Source organism: Gaoshiqia sp. US2 (genome assembly GCF_059705485.1).
On sequence record NZ_AP048550.1, the window covers coordinates 387763 to 411462 of the forward strand.

Annotated in this window: 14 protein-coding genes and 1 pseudogene; 4 read left to right on the forward strand and 11 right to left on the reverse strand. The window is 42.6% G+C overall.

Going from position 1 to position 23700, the window contains the following annotated elements; translation table 11 throughout:
• Positions 1 to 6: 6 nt before the first annotated feature.
• The 8 genes from AC6H3C_RS01555 to AC6H3C_RS01590 form a co-directional block, all read right to left on the reverse strand.
• Positions 7 to 1704: a RagB/SusD family nutrient uptake outer membrane protein gene (locus AC6H3C_RS01555; protein ID WP_497518805.1), complete on the reverse strand. Its 1698-nt coding sequence runs from the start codon at positions 1702 to 1704 to the stop codon at positions 7 to 9.
• Between the two features lie 29 nt (positions 1705 to 1733).
• Positions 1734 to 4526 carry a SusC/RagA family TonB-linked outer membrane protein gene (locus tag AC6H3C_RS01560; RefSeq protein WP_497518806.1) on the reverse strand — a complete coding sequence of 931 codons (2793 nt, stop codon included), beginning with the start codon at positions 4524 to 4526 and terminating at the stop codon, positions 1734 to 1736.
• 25 nt (positions 4527 to 4551) lie between these two features.
• Positions 4552 to 6342: a RagB/SusD family nutrient uptake outer membrane protein gene (locus tag AC6H3C_RS01565; protein WP_497518807.1), complete on the reverse strand. Its 1791-nt coding sequence runs from the start codon at positions 6340 to 6342 to the stop codon at positions 4552 to 4554.
• 14 nt (positions 6343 to 6356) lie between these two features.
• Entirely contained in the window at positions 6357 to 9779 is a 3423-nt protein-coding gene (locus tag AC6H3C_RS01570; protein ID WP_497518808.1) for a TonB-dependent receptor, read from the reverse strand.
• Between the two features lie 150 nt (positions 9780 to 9929).
• Complete coding sequence (locus AC6H3C_RS01575) at positions 9930 to 11084, reverse strand: FecR family protein (protein WP_497518810.1); 1155 nt, start codon at positions 11082 to 11084, stop codon at positions 9930 to 9932.
• A 144-nt stretch (positions 11085 to 11228) separates the two neighbouring features.
• Entirely contained in the window at positions 11229 to 11843 is a 615-nt protein-coding gene (locus AC6H3C_RS01580) for an RNA polymerase sigma factor (RefSeq protein ID WP_497518811.1), read from the reverse strand.
• 179 nt (positions 11844 to 12022) lie between these two features.
• A complete protein-coding gene (locus AC6H3C_RS01585; protein WP_497518812.1) occupies positions 12023 to 12550 on the reverse strand; it encodes an ISAs1 family transposase in 528 nt (175 codons plus the stop codon).
• Positions 12486 to 13181 (reverse strand): ISAs1 family transposase, encoded by a 696-nt coding sequence (locus AC6H3C_RS01590; protein ID WP_497521241.1) that lies wholly within the window; start codon positions 13179 to 13181, stop codon positions 12486 to 12488. Before AC6H3C_RS01590 ends, AC6H3C_RS01585 begins: the two co-directional genes overlap by 65 nt.
• 180 nt (positions 13182 to 13361) lie before the next feature.
• On the opposite strand from AC6H3C_RS01590, the gene AC6H3C_RS01595 reads away from it, so the two are divergent.
• Together AC6H3C_RS01595 and AC6H3C_RS01600 are read left to right on the forward strand one after the other, a co-directional pair.
• Positions 13362 to 14684, forward strand: a complete 1323-nt coding sequence (locus AC6H3C_RS01595) for an MFS transporter (protein WP_497518814.1) — start codon at positions 13362 to 13364, stop codon at positions 14682 to 14684.
• A gap of 144 nt (positions 14685 to 14828) precedes the next feature.
• Positions 14829 to 15981 (forward strand): annotated as a pseudogene (locus AC6H3C_RS01600) (IS630 family transposase).
• On the opposite strand, the gene AC6H3C_RS01605 reads toward AC6H3C_RS01600, so the two are convergent.
• Positions 15953 to 17527 carry an IS1634 family transposase gene (locus tag AC6H3C_RS01605; protein WP_497516599.1) on the reverse strand — a complete coding sequence of 525 codons (1575 nt, stop codon included), beginning with the start codon at positions 17525 to 17527 and terminating at the stop codon, positions 15953 to 15955. The pseudogene AC6H3C_RS01600 and the gene AC6H3C_RS01605 overlap by 29 nt on opposite strands.
• 119 nt (positions 17528 to 17646) lie before the next feature.
• Between AC6H3C_RS01605 and AC6H3C_RS01610 the strand changes: the two genes are divergently transcribed.
• Positions 17647 to 18108 (forward strand): hypothetical protein, encoded by a 462-nt coding sequence (locus tag AC6H3C_RS01610; protein WP_497518815.1) that lies wholly within the window; start codon positions 17647 to 17649, stop codon positions 18106 to 18108.
• A gap of 22 nt (positions 18109 to 18130) precedes the next feature.
• Here the strand turns inward: AC6H3C_RS01610 and AC6H3C_RS01615 are convergent, their stop codons facing one another.
• Both AC6H3C_RS01615 and AC6H3C_RS01620 read right to left on the reverse strand, forming a co-directional pair.
• Positions 18131 to 18586, reverse strand: a complete 456-nt coding sequence (locus AC6H3C_RS01615) for a VOC family protein (protein ID WP_497518816.1) — start codon at positions 18584 to 18586, stop codon at positions 18131 to 18133.
• Between the two features lie 243 nt (positions 18587 to 18829).
• Positions 18830 to 19762, reverse strand: coding sequence for a hypothetical protein (locus tag AC6H3C_RS01620; RefSeq protein WP_497518817.1), 933 nt, complete (start codon positions 19760 to 19762; stop codon positions 18830 to 18832).
• 769 nt (positions 19763 to 20531) lie between these two features.
• Here AC6H3C_RS01620 and AC6H3C_RS01625 point away from each other — a divergent pair.
• Positions 20532 to 23693 carry a SusC/RagA family TonB-linked outer membrane protein gene (locus tag AC6H3C_RS01625; RefSeq protein WP_497518818.1) on the forward strand — a complete coding sequence of 1054 codons (3162 nt, stop codon included), beginning with the start codon at positions 20532 to 20534 and terminating at the stop codon, positions 23691 to 23693.
• The last annotated feature ends 7 nt before the right edge of the window (positions 23694 to 23700 follow it).

Consider the following 23700-nt stretch of genomic DNA (forward strand, 5'->3'; position numbering starts at 1 on the left):
GTTAAACTACCACAATGGATTTTGTGCCCACCCATTAGCGATATTGAGTTCCGACTGAGGAATAGGATAAAAATACATTTTCTGCTGAAACACACGGGTTTCAACAGTTCTCACCTGATAAACAAATGTTCCTGTCTCAGTTTTTGTTATGTCCACTCCCATTACAGGAATGTTTAAGTAATCAGACGCGATCATCCATCTGCGTAAATCCCAGAACCGATGGTCTTCAAAAGCCAGCTCAACCCGACGTTCATTACGAATTCTGTCGCGCATCTCCTGTTGGCTTAATCCATCTGGAAGAATGGGCATGTTTACTCCATTCCTCTGTCGCACCTTATCAACATACATCTTAATATCAGGATGCCCAGGGTTAGCCTCATTCAAAGCTTCGGCATAGTTAAGGTACATTTCGGCCAATCTGAAAACATGCCAACTATGAACACTAATTTTATCGGTTAACAAGTTCAGGTTCTCATCCACATATTTTTTCAGATAATAACCTGTCTTTGAAGCAAGTGGAACACCTTCTCCGTCAAGTCCCCCTTTCCAGCACTCAACCGGGCGGCCTTTAAAATTACTGTTGTTGGTAATAATGCTCATAGCCAAACGCGGATCCCGGTTGGCGTAAGGATTTTGCGGATCATAACCTGATTCGGGATCGGAAATTGCTTTCCCGTTGGCCATTTCATAGGCATCAACCAGGTTTTGCGTTGGAGCAGTTCCGCTTCGCCCTAAATCGTACCCGATTGGGTAGTTTGCTTTTTCAAACGAATTGCTGGCGCCATCCCTGCGTACAAAAATAATTTCAGGGTTGTTGAATGTTTTGAACAGTGCCGCGTAATCTGTCCCCAGTGAATAAACACCGGGATCGACAACAGCTTTTGCTGCATTGGCAGCTTCCTGCCATTTGGCTGCACGGTCACCGGTAAGTGAAATCAATTCGGGATTCGAATATCCGCCTGCCCACGATGGGTTATTAAACAATTCACTGGCGGCATATAGCAGGGTGCGGCTTTTCAATGCAAGCGCAGCGCCTTTTGTAGCCCTTCCCAAATCTTCATTGGCCGCATAGGTTACAGGTAATTCATTGGCTGCCTGATCGCATTCATTCGTGATGAACTGGATACATTCTGACAATGTATTCCTTTTTATCCCTGAAATATCAACGTCAAAAGGCAAAGCATCTGTTAAGAGCGGGACACCACCGTAACGCTTTACCAGCTCGAAATAGTAATAAGCTCTTATAAAACGGGCCTCATATTTCCAACGTATTGATTCTGCCAACCGTGATTGGTATATAGCCTGGTTTTCAGGAGTCGGATAATTCAAATAATTACTCCAGTCAATACTATCGGCCATAACCAGAAAATTGTTGGCACGACGAATTCCGGTATAAAGGCTGCCCCAAACATTATCCGGATTGTCATAAGGTCCCCATGAACCTACATTAAACTTTTGAATAGCTGAAGTTTCATTAGTATGTTCAGCCTCATCAGAAGCAGATGCCAGCATGGCGCCGCCAACTGTTAAAAACCCTTTGGGAAGCGCAGAATATACCCCGGACAAGTGTGTTTTTGTTCGGTCGTACGAAATGTAAATCTGATCAGCAGACAGTGTAGTTCTGACTTCCTGGTCAAGGTCTTCACAAGCGCTGAACATCATAAGTATTGCAACGCCTAATAGATATATATTTCTTATTTTCATTCTGTTTGATTTAAGATGATCCAAGAATTTTAAAACTGAAATTTCAAACCTAAACTATAAGTCCTTACCGATGGATATCCGGAACTGGCCCTTTCAAAATCTTTCAATTTGTCTAACGTAAACAGGTTTGTACCGTTCAAATATATCCGGGCATTGCTAATGCCTATCTTTTCTATAAAAGATTCAGGCAATGTATATCCCATTTCAAGACTTCTAAGCTTTATAAAACTACCATCGCGCTGCCAAAAGGAAGAATGCTGATAATTATTCAGGTTATTTTCAGAAGACAATCTTGGATAGGTTGCCATATCTTTAGTAGATTCAGTCCAACGGCCTAGTGCAATCTTCGATACTTTCCCATTGTTCTGAAAAGCTCCAAAGTAATTTCCGCCCAGATAAGCTGTTCGATTGGTTGCCCCCTCGAATAATACATCAAGATCAAATCCCTTGTAACTAAAGCCAGTACTTAAAGCAGCAGTTAATTCCGGTATATTTGTTTTTCCAATCGGATAATAATCGGTTTGGTCGATAATGCCATCATTGTTCTGATCTTTGTACTTTATGTCGCCAGGCTGTACTTCAGCAAATATTTGTTTCGGACTGGCATCGATATCTGCCTGATCTTTAAAGAAACCGATAGCTTCCAAAACAAATGGCTGGTTTATAGAACGTCCTGAACGATACAAGTAATCGAACAATTGAACAGCTTCCGAATTATCAACAATGGTGTTTTTTGCATACCAAACATCAATCTGCGCATAATATTTAAAATCTTTCGCATCATTTGAGTTATACCTTAACATTGCCTCAAATCCCTTATTTTCAACTTTGCCCACGTTCAAAGCAGGAAGCGTTAAACCCAGGAAAGCAGGTACGACTTTTTTCGGCTGCGCTAAAATGTCGTACCTGTTTTGTTTGAAGATGTCGAAAGAAACATCAAAGTTTTTCCATAATGTGGCTTCCAAACCAATATTGAATTGTTTTTGTTTCTCCCAGGTAACATCCGTATTGGCAATCTGAGTTTCACCATACGATCCTGTCCGGGTATTTCCTGTTCCGAAATAATAATCTCCAACACCAGCCCAACTATCGTAAAACATAAACCGATCACCTCCAATTTGGTCATTTCCAACCAGTCCGAAAGAACTTTTCAGTTTAAGATAATTAACCACATTACTTTCGTTCAGGAAACTTTCGTTCGAAACTATCCAACCCAGCGAAACAGCAGGGAAGAGGCCCCATCGGCTATCTTTAGGAAAATTGTCGGTAGCATTGTAACCGAAAGAAATTTCACCAATGTACTTTTTACTTTTGGCATACGTAAAACGGCCAAATACTCCTCTGTCAATGTAAGGCAAGCCTCCAACCCCAAGTGTATAATCGCTGGTATTGAAAAATAAAACCCCATCAACGTCGTTGTCCCCAAAACTACGGGTATAGTTTAAGAAAGCCCGGAGTGCACTACTTCTCCATTGGTCCGACTGGCCTTCGCTGCCCGATAGCGAAGTATTTTCACCAATTTTGGTGTAAACAGTCTCACCAGTCCCGCTTTTTGAAAGAGAATACCGGGCATAGGTGCGCGATTTATTGGACAAACTGGTAAATGTAGTATTGAAAGCGATCTGGGCAGAAATACTTAACCCTCTGGTTATCATATCCAACTGTTCGGTAAGTTTGAATGATCCCTGAAAAACCCTTCCGTTTGAGGTGTACATGCCAGTTTGAAGAATATCACCGAGCGGGTTGGAATAAAGGTTAGTACCACCTAGTGTTCCGTTGGGGTTGTAGGCGGGAAAAGCATTTGGAGGAACAATGGCCATCGTATTGAAAATACCCCGGGTTGAATTTGCGGCAGGATTTGATTTGTCTTCAATGGTCCCACCTAAAGTGAAATGTGCAGATAGTCTGTCCGAAATGTTCAGATCGACATTTGATCTGAAATTAAAACGTTGATATTTCGAATTAATAGAGAAACCGGATAAATCTTCGGTTTTTTTATATAAACCATCTTCTCTCAAAACATTCAGCAATACGAAATACTTGACTACTTCATTTCCTCCATTGAAGTTTAAATTATATTTAGTCATTGGGGCAGATTTGCGCAACACCTCATTGTACCAATTTACATCGGGGTAAAAATAGGGGTCGCCCCCGGTACGATATGCTTCCAGATCGGAAGCGCTGTACAGTTCGGGTTTACCATCGTTAACCAGCGCTTCATTATAGAGCTTTGCATAATCAAACGAACCGAGAAATTGGGGCAACCGGGTGGCGCTGCTGTACCCGTGTTGTACATTAAGGCTTACTTTCAACGGGCCGGTTTGCCCGCGTTTGGTAGTAACCAGCAATACGCCATTGGCGCCTTTGCTCCCGTAGATTGCCGTTGCGGCGGCATCTTTCAACGCCACTACCGACCCTACTTCTTCGGGATCCAATTGCCCGATTGGAAGTTCGTAACCATCAACAATTACCAGTACCCCTTTACCATCGCCAAAAGTATTCAAACCCCGGATACGCAATGTTGGGGATTGTAAGCCGGGCTCACCACCTCCCTGCATAACCGTAAGACCACCTAACCTGCCAAATAAAGTATTTCCCAGATCGGATGTAAAACTTTTTTGAAGTTTGTTACCGTCAACCGAAGAAACCGATCCGGCAACCATCCATTCTGGTTGAGCGCCGTAACCGATGTTGACCATCTTTTGCTTTTCATTTTTCACAAACAACGTATCCCCATTCTCCTTCCGGGCAAAACACAACCCCGGAAGAATAACTCCGAGAATAAGGATGTGTGAATATTTTCGAATATATTTTGATGTCATAAATTTCATTTTTTTAGGATTACAATTACCAACCAGGATTTTGTACCACATAGCCCAGATTTATCTGATCTGTAGTATGGTAGTTCAGGTAGAATTTACTTTTCCAGACACGCTGTTCAAACACATACTTTTCGTAGCGGAATGTCAACGGGGTGGTAATCGGTAAGTTCTTATAGATTTTTAAGCCGTAAAATGGCCCGGAACATAACTCTTCGCCAGCTAACCAGCGGCGGATGTCCCAAAAGTGATGGCCTTCGAAAGCCATTTCAGTACCACGCTCTTTCCTTATCCTTTCGCGGAATTCATCCTGTGAGAGTCCTGCCGGCAGTGGTGGCATCCCCGAGCGGGCACGAATGGTATTAACTGCTTCATAAGCGGCGGCAACAGGCCCCTGAGCTTCGTTCAGCGCTTCGGCATAGTTCAGATAAAACTCCGCCAACCGCTGACGGGGATAGTTAACGACAACTGCATTCGTTTCATTTGACCAAACAGCATTTGCGGCATCAGGAATAAATTTTTTAACAAAATAACCGGTTATATTCGCTGCAGAATGAGCGCCTGCCGGAGCGGGCGGAGCAAGGTACATAGCCAGGTTGCCCCTGTTTTTGTTCCAGTAAGAGCCATTGTAGCCAATTGTCTGGGAAAAACGGTAATCCAGTTCGGCATATTTATCATTCAAATTGTTCGCCGCGTTTGGCCAGTCCTGTGGGGTACCATCTCTTTTGTCGTAGTATCTTTCAACAAAATTCTGGGTAGGTTGAACACCTTTCTGACCTCCAACCTGACTACACATCCAGTACACGTAGAAATTTTGCTGTTTTTTCACCCCGTTGGATTGTTTATTTGCAAGGATAATTTCGGCATTATCGGGCTGTTCCCATACAAAACGGTAGTTCTTGTCTACCCCTTTGTCTGTTATTAAGTGGACACCTCCTGCCGGCGCCCAGTCGATAACAGCCTTCGCAGCATCGGCAGCTTTTTGCCAACGGTTTTTATCGAAATTGCCGTAACAAACCAACCGGTTATCGGCCGGGTTTTCCATATTTAGAATAGGCGTAGCAGTATTGAATTGCGGGCTGGCAGCAAATAATAACGTGCGTGACTTTAAACCCAGTGCTGCACCTTTAGTAATTTTTCCACGGAAATTAGAAGGATAAACATCGGGCAAGTTAGCAATGGCAAAATCAAGATCCTGAACAATAAATTGTACAGTGGAATCAACACTGCTACGTTTAACTTTCATCTCTTCCACCTCGTTCGGGGCGAACCGCCTGTCCACTATTGAAATCCCGCCATACCTGCGAAACATATCAAAATTCAGTTCTGCACGCATATAACGGGCCTGTGCTTTTATCTGTGTTTTATAGGTTTCATCGGCATCTGGCACATTATCTATGCGTTCCAATAAGGTATGCACCATCCGCACGGCTGTCCAGCGAAATGAGTACCCCCAGTCATAAACGTTTCTTCCTGTCACGTTCAACGTTCCACTATTAACTATATTGGAAAAAAACCAGGGAGCCTGATGTTCTCCTTCATCGGTATAACACGACCAAATAGGCATGACGTCATAAATATCGTTCATAATCCACTGGCTTCCATTTTTATATTTGGTATCCCAAAAGGGAGAATATAAAGCCTGCTCATAAGTGGCGGCGAGGAAAAGATCTGCCTGTGCTTTGGAGGAGAAGATGGTATCTTCGGTCACATCCACACCCGGACCTTTGTCAAGATAATCGCCAAACATACTTTCGCATGATGTAGTTAAGGCAAACAACAAGCCTATCAATAAAAGAAATATAATGTGTTTTTTCATGATCGTCTATTTTTTTAGAAGTTAAGATTGATTCCCAGGTTCACAACCGACATTCTGGGGTAAGGTTCGGTATTGGCGGGCTGGCCTCCTTCGCTCCCAACGAATGGACGGTCTTCAGGATCTACGCCGGGATACCTTTTCCCCATACCCCCATAAGCCCAGGTCCAGAGGTTCGAACCGTTCACATAAATCCTTGCATTATCCACACCTAATTTTTTCATAAAAAGTAAACCATCGAACCTGTAGCCGATTTCAGCATTTTTCAGGCGTACATAGCTGGCATCTTCAGCAAAATAACTGCTGCCAAGTCTATTTATGGTGCTTGGCCCGCCGAAAGCATTCAAGTGCGGGAAATAGATGGGAAGCCCTTGTTGATACCGTTCCAAACTCCAGCTGTTTTTAAGGTATTCGTTGGTCGACGACCAGGTATTCCAGCCAAAGATATGCTTGTCTGATCCGATAAATGTTACGTTGGAAGCCCCCTGAAACAGGAATGAAAAGTCGAAGCCTTTGTATTCACCTCCTAACGACACCCCGTAGTTAATCTCAGGGGAAAAGGGATAACCGATGGGAGCCGTATCAAAATTATTAATAACGCCATCGCCATTAATGTCTTTTAATTTAACAACCCCGGGTTGAATAAGGTTGTTCTGATCGGTATAAAATGGCCGGTATGCATCGTTAACATCTTCCCATCTGTTGTATAATCCGGTTGAAACGAAACCGTAATACTGGCCAATGGCCTGCCCTGTCCTCATCTGGTAAGGATACGGGTTAGGAATCTCGTCCTGGAAAACAATGGTATTCTTCGCATATGTACCGTTGACTTTTATCCAGTAATTAAAGGTTTTGATTTTTCCGTTGTAGCTTATCTCACCATCAAAGCCATGGTTGTCCACTTTCCCCATGTTGACAGCGGGAAGGTAATCGGCCAATCCGTTAAGGATTGGCGCTGTCTTCGGGGTCATCAGGATATTGTCGCGTTTTTCCTTAAATACGTCGGCAATAATCCTTATTTTATCTTTAAATAAAGTGAGTTCAATACCAGCATTCGATTTTCTGGCCCGCTCCCATGTAACTTCGGGATTTCCGAGCTTCCCCTCCCATGCCCCGCCGTATGCTGATGCCGTGGTACCCACTTCGCCCCAATAGTAGGCGACGTTTGGAACCTGCGTTCCTGAAGAATAGGTATAAGCGCTAGGGAGGTAAAGGAACCGCTTACCGCCAATCTTGTCGTTCCCCACTTCCCCATATGAACCACGTATTTTTACGAAAGAAATGATATCATTTTTGGGAAAGAATGATTCTTCGGAGAGAACCCATCCCAGAGAATAAGCCGGGAAGTACCCAAACCGTTTGCCGGGGGCAAAATTCTCTGTCCCGTTGTAACCCGCGTTGTATTCCACTAAATACCGGTTCTTGTAATCGTAGGTAACCCTGCCCACCAAACCCTGGTAACCGATGGGGATCATAAACTCGTACGAAGGATTGAACTTTTTCTGTTGGTTGTATAAAACCATTGCCGAAACACTGTGGTTTCCAAAAGTACGGGCATAATTAACCCCCATTTCAGCATACGTCTGCCTGTTTTTGCCGCTTCCTGTATTGGTAGAAAAAGCGTCATCCTCGTAACTGGAAAGCAATATCGTTTCGTTTTGTTCGTTTTTTACGGCAGTATACTTCTCTCTGGGCTTAAAATAGTTCACATAATACATGTTGAAGTTTTCGAAAGAGATCATGCCATGTGTTGTTAGCCCCTTAGTAACAAAACCTAAATCATAATCAAGCCGGAACGAACCCTCTATATAATTCCGGTAGGTTTTGCGATGGCCGTTATAAAGGCCTTCAAAAGGATTAATAAAAGTTACTTTCCCGGACGGAATGGTTACAAAATTGCCATCCACTAAAGCAGGGGTTCCAATCGGGTTAGCCAGGCTTATTGCCCTTACTATGCCAGTAACGTCGTCAGCATTAATCCCCCGTTTGTTCTCCACCTTGGCTGACACATTAAATTTGGCCGTTAACCGTTTGGTAACATTAAAATCGAAATTGGAACGGAAATTATATCTTGAAAAAACGGTTTGCTGGTCGAAAAAGTCTTTTTGCAAATTGGTATTATTAAATTGTGCTTCTTGCTCAAACAATCCGAGCGAAACGAAATATTTTACCAAATCGGTGCCACCTCTGATATTCAGGTTGTGCTGTTGCTGTATCGACCAGTCTTTATACATCATTTTCATCCAATCGACATCAGGATAAAAAATGGGGTCGGTCTGGTTTCGGTACAGTTCAATCTCTTCATCGGTAAAAAACTGCTGATAAACACCCGAGATGTACGAATCGTATTTCAACGCTTCGTTATAAAGGGATGTATAATCAACGGCGCCCATCCTCTCCCTGTAATCGGTTATTGTGGTGGCTGCAATGTTGGATGAATAGCTTATCTTTGGCCTTCCTACTTTTCCTCTTTTAGTATTTATCAGTATAACACCATTGGCGCCCCTAACCCCATATACAGCGGTTGAAGAAGCATCTTTAAGAATGGATATGTTCGCAATCTCGTTAGGGTCGATATTGTTATAATTTGCAGTTTCAATTCCATCCACAAGAATAAGCGGATCCCGTGATCCGGAAAATGTACCAACGCCACGGATTCGTATTTCAGCCTGGTCCTGGCCCGGTTCGCCGGAGCGCTGCACAGCAAGAACCCCGGAGGCACGGCCAGCGAGTGAGTTACTTATGTTTGCCACAGGTGATTGTACTAACTGTTCACCACCTACCGAAGAAATTGAACCGGTAACGGTCATTTTCTTTTGCTGGCCATACCCAACCGCAACCACTTCTTCAATGCCTACTGTTTCTTCTTCAAGAATGACAGAGAAGCTCGTTTTATTGCTGATCGGAATTTCCTGAGCTTTGAAGCCTACAAATGAAATGGCCAGAACTTTGGCATCAAGCGGAACATCAAGGGTAAAATTCCCATCAAAATCGGTTATTGTTCCGATGGTAGTGCCTTTTACGATAATAGTAGCACCAGGAATAGGTTCTCCTTTTGCATCGGTCACCTTTCCTTTGAGGTTTTTCTTTTGGGGCTGATCAGGGACCAGAGGATTTTCTATATTTTTTAACTGGTTACCCTCCTCCTTGTAAAGAAAAATCTGCCTGTCGTCAATTTTGTAAGTAACATCAATATTCTGAAATACAATATTCAGGATATTGTCGATTGTCTCTTCTTTTACCGAAATGCTTTTTCTTAAGTCGGAATTAAACACATTTTTGTTGTAAATAAAAATAAACTCACTTTGCTGCTCAATTGAGTTTAAAATCTTGGTAAGTGAAGAATTTTTCAGATGAAGATCAATTCTCATTTTCTGAGAATAGGTATTGGACGATAAGGCAACCGACCCAATAAAAATCAGAATGGTTAGTAGTTTCATCTTCAACAAAATTACATTCAACCTCTTCCTTTTCCAGGAAGATTGAATAATTGATTTTTTTTCCATAAGTTTGAACTGTTTTAATCAATAACTAATTTTGCCCTGAGGGCATGATTTACCGGGTAATGTTGGTAGCATCGCCCGGTTTTTTTATTTATTCATAAACACATATTTATTGCCTTTTTTGAAATATTTAGTTTTTGAAATGAATGCTATGCCATCCAATACCCTTTCCAGATCATCTTTCAGGTCTAGTTTGCCATATACTCTTTCAATGTTTTCGGATGATTCAACGGAAATCTCAACATTATAATAACGCGAAATACGTTTTAATACATCAGAAATTTCAGCATCGGCAAAGGTCAGGTATCCGTTAACCCATGCTGTATAAATTTCTATGTTCTCAATATTCGTGATTTCAAACTTTTCTTCATTTTTTGAAATGGACGCTTTTTGGTTAGGGGTTAAAAAAACTTCCTCTGACAGATTCTTATTCAAATTCAGGCTTACTTTACCTTCAGCTAAAACAACCTGAGAACTATTATCCCCCTGATAGGCCTGTACATTAAACTTGGTTCCGTAAACTTTCACCCCAAAAGCGCCTGTTTTCACTATAAACGGTCTTTCCGCATTTTTAGCAACTTCAAAAAACGCTTCCCCTTCCAAAAAAACCTCCCGGGTTTTCCCGGTAAATACAGGTGGAAAAATTAATTTGGATCCGGAGTTAAGCCAAACCTTTGTTCCTTCTGAAAGCGTAATGAATGAACGTTTCCCAAAAGGAACTATCATTTGATCGGATTGCGCCTGACCTGAGAATGATTGAGCGACCACTGAAGTATCGTTTACTATAACCTTAGAGCCATCAGGAGAATATTCAATTGACGATTGTTTGCTGTCTATTGAAATCGTTTTTCCATTTGCCAATATAAGCAAGGCGTCGTCGGAATGGGGAGTATTTGTTACAATTACTTTCTCCTCTTCTTTTAAAGTGCTGATATAAAAAATTGCGCTTCCCAGTCCAATCAGTAAAAGGAGTGAGGCCGCGTATTTAAAATACAAAAAACGTTTTCGGCTAATTTGTTTGTGAACAATTTGTTGCCAAAGTTCCTGTTGTCTTTTCTTTGGTTGTTCAAATTCAGGTGAATGCAGGCAATCGACTAATTTTGCAGCAAGTCTGATCTCTTTTTCCTTTTCGGGTATACTTTCAATTAGTCGTTCAATATCTCCATGTGAAACGATTTCCCTAAAGTCGTCATCGAGAACGAAATCATCGGCAGTATATGTTTCTAAAAACTTTGTGTCCATATTTTTACTCTCTCCTACTATTATTAAAGAGAGAAAAATCGAAAAATCTGGACATGAAAAATGAACCTTTTTTGAAAAAAAATGGATCAGGCTTAAATGACGGGCGGTTTTTGAAAGATGTTCATATCCATAAAAAACACAACATCAGTGCAATTGCACCAAACGATACAGAAAAAAAAGGAAAATATTTCCATCTCTCCCCAGAATTTTTTCCGCTTCCATCCTGATGGTTTTTATGGAACGGTAAACGGTTTTATAACAAGATTCAACTGAAATATTCAATATTTCTGAAATCTCTTCGTAGGAGACCCCGTTATCAAATCGTAGAAAGATAATTTCCTGCTGCCTAGATGGCAGTTTTCTGATACATTCATAAACAACGGAATAGACCCGTTCAAGATTATCCGTATCGTTAAATCCACTGTCTTCATAACTTTTATAATATTCAAACTGTTCTTCCGGAATCTCTTCAGTTGGAATTGTATCTCTTTTTTTATCAATCTCTATGAATAGTTGTCGTCTGAATGAGCTAAGGAAGTATTTGGGCAAGTCTTCTACATCAGAAATATTCCTCCTGTATTTTATCAGGCTGATAAATAGATTTTGTATCGAATCTTCAACAACCTGAATATCTGATGTATGTTTCATTCCATAGGTAACCAGTTGATTATAGTAATGGAAATATACCTGGGCTAATGCATCCTGATCACCATCACGAATGAATTCATTCCAGACATTAATTGGACTGTTATTTTTCATCCGTAAATAATTAGTACTTAAAAATCTAAAATAAAAATTAGAAAAAGTGATGTTAATTGCTTATCTTCAAGTTGTTATAAACAAAGATTAATGCAAAAAACAATCACTTTCAGGATGAAAAATACGAATAAAAAATTGAATAGCCAATCAAAAGTTGTCAAGGCACAGGGCAAACGCATTTAAATTTTGAGTAAAGTTTCCCTGTATTTTTCGTTCTGTAAAGCTTTTGATCTTTTTCTCTTTTTGCTGGCTTTCCAATGTTGCTCGTTTACCAGCAAAGCCATGACTGTTTTTCGTATGGTGTTAAAATTCTGGGCGGCATAACCTTTTCTTTTTCTGGATTGATCTTCGCCAAAGACTACATCCAAAGTCCAATGCAGGTTGTTCTCGATAGCCCAGTGGTTGCGTGTCCAGGTGTTGAACTGTTTTGCCTGGGCTTCCAGACTTGATATGTAATATCTTGTTTGCCGGGAAGTTTCTCCGGTTGACTTGATAACCCTTTGAGAATCGATCCGGAAAATTGTTTTCAGCCCTTCCCATTGATCCGCGCCTTCGATCATCTCAAGGTTGCTGTACGCAGAGCATTCGCGGGTTTCGATCCGGCCATGCCCGCAATCAACATCTACATCGGAACTGATGGATTTATTGAACCGGATTGTATCCAGAAATACCTTCTTCGAGCGACGGCTGGTTGCCTTTGACTGCAAGAATATAATCGGCCCCCTGTTTTAATATTTTCGAGGCAATGTTCTTTTGGCAGCCCATTGCATCAATGGTCACGATGCACCCTTTGACATCCAGGAGAGAAAGCAGTTGGGGAATGGCCGTGATCTCGTTGCTTTTCTCCTGAGTGGCTACCTGTCCCAGGCACAGCCCGTTTTGGGTGGCGAAAGCAGAGACCACGTGTATCGCCGGATTGGTTAAATAATGGGAGTTGCACATGCGCTTGCCATCAATAGCAACCACCTCCTGGTCGCATTGAGCCCGCAAACTGTTGGCCCACTGGGAAAAACAGGCCGAAAACTCAACTGGGTCAATGGCCGAAAAAACCCGGTTAAGCGTGTCGTGCGAGGGAATGCCATAAACAAAAGAGCCGTACTTGCGCAACCAATGCTGCTGTTCCAGGCCAAAGTCCGCGATTTCCTCCCATTCGTCCATTCCGCACAAAACGGCGGACAGTACCAGCAACAGGATGTCATGCAACTGGTGCCGGAAATTACCCCTGTTTGTCCTTCTTGGTTCGCTCACCTTGCTGAAAATCTGGTGGAAAAGCGAACTCTTCCATGCTTCTGAAATTTGTTCTTCTGTCTTCTTATTAATATAGCAAAACTGGCAAATTTTTTATCCAATCATGTAACTAATCAACAGATATTTAGTATATTAGCAAAACGAAAGGCGGGCCATTTACAACATGCAAAACCCGCCTTTCAAAAATATTAATCATTCAAACATAATGAAGAGTTATGAGGAAACCAAGCTCCTCGGCAGGAGCTTATGGCTTAAACCAAACTTTTTTAAATGCGTTTGCCCTGGGATATTGAATCCTTAAGCGATCCTGAAGAAATCAAAAAACGTTACAAGCGGCTCCGCTGGTCTATATTTTTTTCGGCAACGATTGGGTATGGTTTGTATTATGTATGCCGACTGAGCCTGAATGTTATAAAAAAACCAATTGTCGATAGCGGGGTATTGTCCGAATCAGAACTGGGGATCATGGGATCCGCGTTGTTTGTAGCTTATGCTGTTGGGAAACTTGCCAACGGTTTTTTAGCCGACCGCAGTAATATCCGTCGGTTCCTGGCCATAGGGCTTTTTGTTTCAGCATTAGCCAACCTGCTCTTGGGATTTACCCATGCTTTTATTGTGTTTGTTGTTTTATGGGGAGTTAATGGCTGGACCCAGTCAATGGGGTCTCCAGCCTGTGTTGTCGGCCTTTCCCGCTGGTATAGCAACAAGGAACGGGGGACTTTTTACGGGTTGTGGAGCTCGAGCCACAACATCGGCGAGTCGCTCACTTTTATCGTGACGGCAATTATTGTAAGTTATTTTGGATGGCAGGCCGGGTTTATTGGCTCGGGTCTCATTGGAATACTGGGGGTCGTAATTATCCTTCTTTTCATGCGCGATACGCCCGGAAGCTGTGGTCTGCCTCCTATTGCTGAATACAAAGGCGAAGTTGCCCACCACTCAGAAAAAGAAGGGAAAAGTATTGGGGCATACCAGAAAGAAGCCATCCGCAACCCGGCCATCTGGATTCTTGCCCTTGCCAGCGCATTCATGTATATTTCGCGTTATGCAGTAAACAGCTGGGGCATCTTTTTCCTTCAGTCTGAAAAAGGATACACCACCATCGAAGCAAGTTCGGTGGTATCCATCAGTTCGGTTTGCGGTATCCTCGGGACGATCAGTTCCGGGTGGATATCAGATAGATTTTTTAAAGGAAGCCGGAATATCCCGGTACTGATTTATGGACTGATGAATGTTACCGGCCTATCTCTTTTCCTGCTTTCGCCTCAAGGGATGCCTTGGATTGACGCGGCAAGCATGGTTATTTTTGGAATTGCAATTGGAGCTTTGATTTGCTACCTCGGCGGGTTAATGGCAGTTGACATCGCCTCGAAAAAAGCATCGGGTGCTGCACTTGGGGTAATTGGCATGGCCAGCTACATTGGTGCGGCCATCCAGGACATCGTCAGCGGCTTTACCATTCAGGATAGTAAAACCATTACCAATGGCATTACCTCTTATGATTTTTCAACGGTAATGTGGTTTTGGATCGGGTCCGCAGCCTTGTCTGTCATTCTGACCCTGCTAATCTGGAATGCAAAAAAAGAGGAATAATCAGCATAAGAAGAAACAAAAAGATGAACCCCGAGTAGATATACAAATCGCATTCAGGATATCTCGAAGTAGAGAACGGGCAAGGATCAAATAAATGATTTTTAAGTGTTTTTCACTTTGGAACAATTGAGGGTTTAAATACGAATGGTACTGTACACAATTAAACTGAGCAAGGTTGAGGTCGAAGAACCCATAAGGTAATCAGCAAAGGGAGCCATACCTCACAAGCCTTTCGCGCAGCCTATATTTTACTAAACCGTGATAAAGGCGAATTTTCAAAAAACAGAAAGATCACAAATGCAGAAATCTGCAAGATTCTCAAAGTAGGTGAAAGGACGATAGATCGGTAAAGAAAAAGTTCATTGAAGAAGGATTTGAAAGTGTATTGGAACGACGGGCATCGCCGCAGAATTATACCAAAAAGGTCGATGGTGATATTGAAGCAAAATTGGTGACACTCTGTTGCAGTGAACCACCCAAAGGATTTGCCAAATGGTCACTGCGGCTGTTGGCCGATAAGATGGTAGAGTTGAATTATATTGACTATATCTCTCATGTAACAGTGAGAGAGGTTCTAAAAAAACGAACTTAAGCCTTGGAAAGTAAAAGGGTGGGTGATCCCGCCGGAACAAAGCAGCGAATTTGTGGCCAACATGGAGCATGTGCTGGATATATACAAGCTGCCGTACGATGAAGACTACCCGGTTGTATGTATGGACGAGTCACCCAAACAATTGATCGAGGAAGTAGCATCCACCCCGATCAGGCCCGGACAGGAAGCCCGGCTGGACTACGAATATATAAGACATGGGATGGTCAATATTTTTATGGCAAATGAACCGTTAAAGGGTAAAAGTTGGTTGAAATTACGGCATACAAAACAAAAAAGGACTGGGCAAAATTTATGAAGCGGGTAGCTGATGAGATGCACCCAACGGCGAAAAAGATAAGGCTGGTCATGGATAATTTCAAAACGCACGATGCCTCGGCTTTCTACGAGACATTTATCCCGGAAGAAGCCAAACGGCTATGGGACCGCTACGAATTTATTTATACCCCAAAACATGGGAGTTGGTTAAATATGGCAGAAATAGAGCTAAATGTACTGAACAAGCAATGTCTTAGCAGGAGAATCGATAAGATCGAAACGGTAAAAGAAGAAGTAAAAGCATGGCAAAAATCGAGAAATAATATGAATGCGAAAATCAACTGGCAATTCACCACAACTGAAGCGAGGGTCCTGTTTTCGTCAATGGGACACCTAAATTTCAATTTACAGTTTTGGATTGGATTATAATATCATATAGTTCCTGTTGCTCGCTATCCATTCTTAACATTCGAGCTTTGGTATCTTTCGAGTAGGGTAATTGATAAAGGATTTGGTACATATTGTGCGTTATTTCTTGTGCCCTTTTCAAACTAATGACCGATTTTTTGGCCTTGAGCAATCTTTCCAATTCGAGCATTACCGTATATGCAGTGAAACAGATGCAAATGTGGGCTTCGATCCTGTTATATAGCCGATGGTATATTGGACGTACCCTAAGATCGGTTTTGTTCATACGAAAAGCACGTTCAATAAACCATAAGTTCCTGTAATTTGCGATCACCTGTTTTGCCTGAAGGGCAGTGTTGGTCAAGTATCCTTTTATGCCATCCCAGGCGGCATCGGCATTGAACTTTTCCAAATCAATAGAGATGGTAACTATCCCTTCCATCTTTAAATACTTGTTGTATCCCTTGTTGTTGATGTTTGATTTGGTCAGTTTTCCGCTGTTCAGGCGCTTGGTCAGCCTGTCCAATCCACGTTTGCGGTTATGGGCATCTTTGGACATCCGCTTGTTTGTCCGGGACAAAACCAACCGGGTGGCCCCTGTTTTCTTTATCGTCCGCACATCACCGTCTTTTAAATCAAAGGCAAGAATCTTTTGCTTGATCAAGTCGTTTTCGTTTTTGGGGCGTGCCCCAAGGATATATTCATACCCGTTCTCTTCCAATGCCAAGATGTTTTTCTTAGACAAAAGGCCAGAATCGGCAATGACAACGGGTTTTCCAAGGTTATACCGCTCTTCCATGCGTTGCAGTACCGGGATAAAAGTATTTCCCTCGAAAATATTCCCTTCAAACAGTTCATAACCGATGGGGTTCCCGCCCTGGCCAACCAACAAGCCAAGAAAAATCTGGGGGCATTGATGTTTGCCGTCCTTTGAGAAACCGGTTTTCCGAAGATCGTCTTCGTCGCTTGATTCAAAATAGAGCGTGGTCATGTCGTAGAAAACCACATCGATCTTCCCTCCCAGCACACGAAGCGTATGGGAATAGGAGATATCTTCCACCTGCTTTTTTATGTCGGGGATCCCATCTGGTTGGCTTTCCACTGCCTCCCTGCGGAAGCACAGGTTGTCCAGAAACCGGTAAATCTTACTGATGTTATAGACAACGCCTTGATAACGGAAAAGGTAATCGATCGTTTTCAGCTTGCTGCCCGGATTAAACAGCCGGGTTATAACCAGGTGCCGGAACAACTCATTGTGGATACGGCCATAGCCGATCCGGTCATAAAGTGTCCCAAATATGATTTCAGGGCCTATGACTTGTATCTGTGAGTTGGAAATGGTTGATAGGAAGTCCTCCAGCTTGATTTCATCTTCATCCTCAAAAAGAGACCTGTTTGTTCCGGTAAGTTCGCGTACATGTTGGCGAGCTTTCTCTTCTAAACGGACAACTTCCGCCTCGGTCCTCCCTGCACCCAAACTTTTGATTACCCGGTAACGCCCATGGCTCTTGTCAACAACCTGGACACTGACCGATCCCGTTTTATTTGCTTTGCGACGAACAAACATGCAACAAAAATAGCCATGGGACACCCAAAATCAAAATAAAACAAGCCTATTTTATTCTGCTTCAATTAGATATAAATTATCGGAAAAAAAGTGACGAAAACAGGAAAAGTCTGCTTCCTTTGCTGACCGGAAAGGAAAACAACCGGCACGAACTGATATTTGCAAGCCACACCGGCGATGGCGCAATTAACCAGGCGCCGATGAGGATGATCCGCAGCAGTCGTTACAAATACATCCTCAACCTGGCGCCCGACCTGCTTTATAATACACACATTAACCTGGCAAAAGATCACGATGGCGGCCGCCAGTACTGGCCCTCCTGGTTAAACCGCTCGTTTGCCGACGAACATGCCTCGGCTGTTCTGTGGAGGTATCATCATCGTCCGGACGAAGAACTGTACGATATCCTGTCAGATCCGAACGAGCTGCACAACCTGGCTTCCAATCCCTCTTACGAAAGTATCATGAATGATTTTCGGTCGCGGATGACCGGGTGGAGAGTCCGGCAGGGAGATACCGAAACGGGAGTTTATACCGAGACCCGGAACCCAGGTGAAGGTTTGCAATACATCTTCAAATGATTTTATTTTTATGAAACATTCGCTACTCGTCATGACCGAGTTGTTCGGCCAGCCCGATGAGAATTCCTTCGGGACCGCGGATGTAGCAAAGCCGGTACGAGTCTTCGTACTGAACCACCTCGCCGACGAGCTGCGCGCCATGCTTGCCGAGCCTGGATACCATCTCGTCAATGTCTTCAACAGTGAACATGACGCGTAAGTAGCCAAGAGCGTTCACCGGGGCGTTCCGATGATCGGCAATTACAGGCGGGGTGAGAAATCGCGAAATCTCGAGCCGGCTGTGGCCATCGGGGGTCACCATCATGGCAATCTCGACATGCTGGGAGCCCAGTCCGGTGACACGCCCGGCCCATTCTCCTTCGATTGTGACCCGCCCTTCGAGCGTCATGCCAAGCTCGGCGAAAAAAGCGATGGCCTCATTGAGGGATTCTACCACGATGTCGACATTGTCCATCCGAACTAATTCATTCTTTTTCATCGTTTTATCTCCTTCTGAACTAAAAGTATATAAACCTTCCTCAATTAAGTTTACGTCTAAGCGTTTCTGTCATAAAATTACCCGGTAGCTTAGCCAGCCCGTTCAATGTTCAGTGCATGTAAATATACAAATTAAGGGTTTACTGTCATTTCTGTTATCTTCCTCCTCTCCCCTGCAACCCGCCGTCAGCTCTTGCCGGGCGCTGCATGTTTTACGGAGAGAGGGTTATTATAGCAGGCGCTTCTATCTGCCAGGTTTGCTTGCAGGTTTTATTGTCAGTTTTTTATCTTTAAGAATGAACAAGATCCAAACCCATATAAAGAAAGCTAGGACAAATGAAATCATTGTATTCTTATAAAGTAAATCCTTCGCAACTTCGTTTGTTTGAATTTCTGCCAACGATTGGTTAAAGGTCAGTCCTTCGTTAACGAGCAATACAATAATTGTTGTAATGTTGGCAATTAAGATGCATGCCATGTTTGAAAGAACAATGACATACTTTGTTAATTTGCCGCGTCGTCCTTTAAAATAATCATAACCTTTAAGGCCCAGGAATGCGATTACAATTGCCATGGCAGAAGCAAGTCTTTCCAAATAAACGGCAACTAACACCCAAGCAATTATTCCGGGAATTGAAAAGAGGACAGAACCAAAAAATCCTGTCAGATAATTTTTCTCTTCCAAAAATTTTTCTCTTTCAATCTCGTAGTAATTGGTCTCTGTTTGGCGAAAGCATGAATTACAAAGTAATACCCCGCTGTCATTCAGCTCATAATACCAGATATCGTCTTTTGCTCCGCAGTTGTGACATTTGTTTTGTTCGGGAATACTAAGTTTTTTAAATATGTCCACCAAAAAGTCAAACAACGAGTATACGGTCTTGAGTTTTGTAAAAGTCAGGTTTTCGAGGAACTGAAAAAAAATGTCATGGTCTCCGATTTCAAAGCTTGAGAACTTTAAAGATTTCTTATTGGCTTCCAACTTTGTTTTGATTTGTAATTTTTGTTCTTCGGTTAAGATGTCGGTTGTCGCAGTCACGTACTTGAATTGAGGATTGCTTAATAAACTTCCGTCGCCTACGTTAAAAAAGTAACCTTTGTAAAGTCCAAATACACCGTTCTTTGTTTTGTGCCAGTCAAGTTCTCTGGCTATTTTTTTAGCTTTTGGAAAAATCATACTTGTCTGTATTTTAGCATTTGTCGTTTGGGTACTGCCCGTTCAAAAATGATTGACCGTAAATGTACAAATTTATTCTCCTCCTCATTCCATTCTCCCGCCAACTGCTTCTGCCGGTCGCTGCATACGGTAATAGCTCCTGGTTATTAGGCACAGATATTTTATTTCTGAGATATAAAACGCTCGATTGCCTGATTAAACGCGTTCATTTCTAAATACATCTTTTTTACACCGGCTGGTACGGGTCTGTGCCCCATGTCTTGTTTTGAAAAAGCAAAAATTTGCCCTGATGCGCAAGGCACAAATTGTAAATTTGCGCCAACGGAGGTGTCTTCCCACCCCCGATCTCCCGTTAGACTGTGAATCTGCCTCCCCCGCTGCGCGGGTACTCCCCGACCGGAGGAGAAATCCAGGCAAAGCCTCCGGTGTCAGGAAAAAGATCCCGTGAATTCTAGCTCTACCTGGCCAAAGTCTCTGAAGCAGAGAAAATAATTTCCGCCTCCCTGGTTATTTTTAAAATATCTTTCAGGAATGTAGTAAATCACTTTTCTGATTCAACAAAATTCTTATTTTTGTGTAAGTTAGTATATTTTAACAATTGTGTTAAAAATATTAAAATACAAGGGGGACTTATTAAAACATTCCACAGGAACATCAGATCAGCAAGGGGAACGATCTTATGTTTTAATATTCCGATTATTTAACAAAAACTGACTTTAGAAGAGAGAAGTCTTAATACGTTTTTTAAAAATTGTTTAAAATTATTTCTATGAAAAAAATCACATTACTACTTGCAATTTTTGCAATTGGTTTGCAGTCGGTACTGGCTCAAACCAAGGAAATTACAGGTGCTGTAACTTCTGCGGACGACGGGAGTCCAATTCCCGGTGTTGCAGTATCGGTAAAAGGTACGACCATGGGTACCATCACTGATATCAGTGGTAACTTCCGGCTGCGTATTCCGCAAGACGCGCAAACGCTGGTATTCTCTTTCGTAGGTCTGGCAACCCAGGAAATTACAATTGGCGACCGTACCTTCATTAGTGTTGTTATGGAAAGTGATGCTGTGAATGTAGAAGAAGTCATGGTTGTTGCATATGGAACAGCGAAAAAGGCGTCTTTCACTGGATCAGCTGCAACCATCAAAAACGAAACACTTCAAAAACGGACTGTTGCCAGTGTAACGAAAGCTCTCGACGGAACAGTTGCCGGGATTCAGAGTACTTCAGGGGGAGGACAACCTGGATCCAATGCCAGCGTAATCATTCGTGGTTTTGGTTCAATCAATGCCAGTAACTCACCATTATACGTTGTCGATGGAATTCCGTACGATGGTGCATTAAATGCCATTAACCCCAATGATATTGAGACTGTCACCGTTCTAAAAGATGCTTCGGCTGCTTCATTGTATGGTTCGCGGGCTGCTAATGGGGTTGTGATGATCACAACGAAAAAGGGTCTGGAACGGGGAGACACAAAACCGGTTATTAATCTAAAAGCATCATGGGGCGTTGCTTCCCGGGCAATAAAACCTTATGATACCGTAGATGAAAAAGGTTTCATGGAGGTGATGTATGATGCCTACAAAAATGATTTGATTTATGAAGAAGGTATGGCGCCATCTGCTGCCGCAGTCGAAGCACTTAACCGGATGGGATCTGCATCGGCCGGATTCTTGGGTTCTGGTCAAAGATACAATCCGTTTAACTATCCTGTCACAGAATTGATCGATCCGACCACCGGAAAGGTTCGTTCAGATGCCCGTTTATTATACAGTGAAAGCTGGTTGGATGAAATAACTGCCGACAACCCATTGCGTCAGGAATATCAACTACAGGTTCAAGGAGGAAATGCTGAGAAAACAAAATATATGACCTCTCTTAGCTATTTAAGCGAAGAAGGTTTATTAAAAACAACTGCATTCGACCGTATCGGTGGCCGTGTTAGCGTTGATCATAAACTGACAGATTGGGCAAAGTCAGGTTTAACGGCCAACTTCAGCCAAACAAAAAGCAACTACGCTTATGGCACCGGATCACAAACGGCTAATGTTTGGTACTCTGCCCAGTTTATGGGGCCTATCTATCCTGTTTATCTAAAAGACGCAGAAGGAAAAGATGTTTATGATGCTTTAGGTGCCAAACAATTTGACTATGGTATTTCCCGTCCGGGTGGCGCTCAGCCCAACTGGAACTCAATTGCTACTTTATACGACGACAAGGCAGAACTGGTATCTGACGGAGTTGGCGGACGTACATTCTTTGAGTTGGCCCCTGTTGACGGTCCGCTAAAAGGATTAAAATTTACCACCAATCTTGGTTTTGACTATACTACCCAAAACCGGATGGTTTACTACAATCCCTATAACGGTAATGCCTCTTCGACCAACGGGCGCCTGACAAAATCAAACAGCCGTACCATGAGTTATACGTTCAACCAATTATTGAATTACGTAAAAAAAGTAAATGATTGGGAATTTGATGTATTAGCTGGTCATGAATATTATGCTTATAAATATAATTACCTGACAGCTCAAAAAACAGGTTTCCCCTTTGGAGGTTTGTATGAATTGGCAGCCGCTTCAACCATTGCCGATGCTAACTCTTTCGAAGATAACTACAAAATTGAATCATACTTGAGTCGAATCAACGTTAACTTCCGCGAAAAGATCTATTTAAGCGCCAGTTATCGTACTGACGGTTCCTCTCGCTTCCATGAAGATGCCCGTTGGGGAGACTTCTGGTCAGTTGGCGCCAGCTGGAGAATAAGTGAAGAATCATTCATGGATTCATTCGACTTCATTGATAACCTAACACTAAAGGCCAGTTATGGAGAATCGGGTAACGACAACCTGTTAGACAGTGACGGCAACCGGATTCTATATGCCTGGCAGTCCCTTTACGACCTGGGGTACCCGAATGCTAATATGAGTGGCGCTGTCATTTCCTCGTTGGAGAATAAAAGCCTGAAATGGGAAAAGAATAAAAGTTTGAATATTGGCTTTGAAACCCGATTATTCAGTCGCCTTGATGTTAGTTTAGATTATTACGAAAAAAAGACTTCTGATTTGTTGATGGAAGAACCAATGGCTCTTTCTACCGGTTTTGCTTCGTTCCTCAACAATGTGGGGGTTATGAAAAATTCAGGTGTTGAATTTAATATTGGTACCGACCTGATCAAAACCAACGATTTTGAATGGAGAATCAATCTGTTAGGAACAACGAATAAAAATGAAGTCCTTGAACTGGCCGGTGGTAAAGAAGAAATGACTACCGCTAACTACATTACCAAGGTTGGCGAGACTCTCAATTCTTTCTATGTGGCTAAATCAGCAGGGGTAGACCCCTTAACCGGTGTTCAACTTTACTATGGACTCGATGCCGATAAGAATGAGTATGTGACCAGCGACATCAACGTTGCTGCAAATAGCCGTCAGATCGCCGGAAGCCGTATTCCTGACATTTACGGCTCAATTACAAATGATTTCAAAATCATGAAACATTTTGATCTGTATGTATTAACAACGTATTCAATCGGTGGAAAAGTACTCGAGGGCATGTACTCCGGATTAATGAAACCGATGTATCCGGGAACATCATTCCATTCGCATATCGAAAGGAGATGGAGAGAACCGGGAGATATTACAGACGTTCCCAGGGCAAAGGTAAATAGCACCGACCGGATAACCGATCGTTATTTGGTAGATGCATCCTATTTCTCCATTAAAAACATAACCTTTGGATACACACTACCTCAGCGGTATGCCCGGAAAGCTAGTTTTGAGTCAGTCCGCGTATTTGTAACCGGCGATAACCTGAAACTTTTCTCTCACCTTGACGGAATGGATCCTCAGTATAACTTCACCGGAGGTGTTGATTATGTTTACTCTCCGAACAGGACTATTTCATTAGGTATCGATATTAAATTTTAACCACAGG

Excerpts from the sequence above, each read along its gene's own strand:
- AC6H3C_RS01555 (WP_497518805.1), bottom strand. The coding sequence starts at position 1,704 with ATGAAAATAAGAAATATATATCTATTAGGCGTTGCAATACTTATGATG.
- AC6H3C_RS01560 (WP_497518806.1), bottom strand. The coding sequence starts at position 4,526 with ATGACATCAAAATATATTCGAAAATATTCACACATCCTTATTCTCGGA.
- AC6H3C_RS01565 (WP_497518807.1), bottom strand. The coding sequence starts at position 6,342 with ATGAAAAAACACATTATATTTCTTTTATTGATAGGCTTGTTGTTTGCC.
- AC6H3C_RS01570 (WP_497518808.1), bottom strand. The coding sequence starts at position 9,779 with ATGAAACTACTAACCATTCTGATTTTTATTGGGTCGGTTGCCTTATCG.
- AC6H3C_RS01575 (WP_497518810.1), bottom strand. The coding sequence starts at position 11,084 with ATGGACACAAAGTTTTTAGAAACATATACTGCCGATGATTTCGTTCTC.
- AC6H3C_RS01580 (WP_497518811.1), bottom strand. The coding sequence starts at position 11,843 with ATGAAAAATAACAGTCCAATTAATGTCTGGAATGAATTCATTCGTGAT.
- AC6H3C_RS01595 (WP_497518814.1), top strand. The coding sequence starts at position 13,362 with ATGCGTTTGCCCTGGGATATTGAATCCTTAAGCGATCCTGAAGAAATC.
- AC6H3C_RS01605 (WP_497516599.1), bottom strand. The coding sequence starts at position 17,527 with ATGTTTGTTCGTCGCAAAGCAAATAAAACGGGATCGGTCAGTGTCCAG.
- AC6H3C_RS01615 (WP_497518816.1), bottom strand. The coding sequence starts at position 18,586 with ATGAAAAAGAATGAATTAGTTCGGATGGACAATGTCGACATCGTGGTA.
- AC6H3C_RS01620 (WP_497518817.1), bottom strand. The coding sequence starts at position 19,762 with ATGATTTTTCCAAAAGCTAAAAAAATAGCCAGAGAACTTGACTGGCAC.
- AC6H3C_RS01625 (WP_497518818.1), top strand. The coding sequence starts at position 20,532 with ATGAAAAAAATCACATTACTACTTGCAATTTTTGCAATTGGTTTGCAG.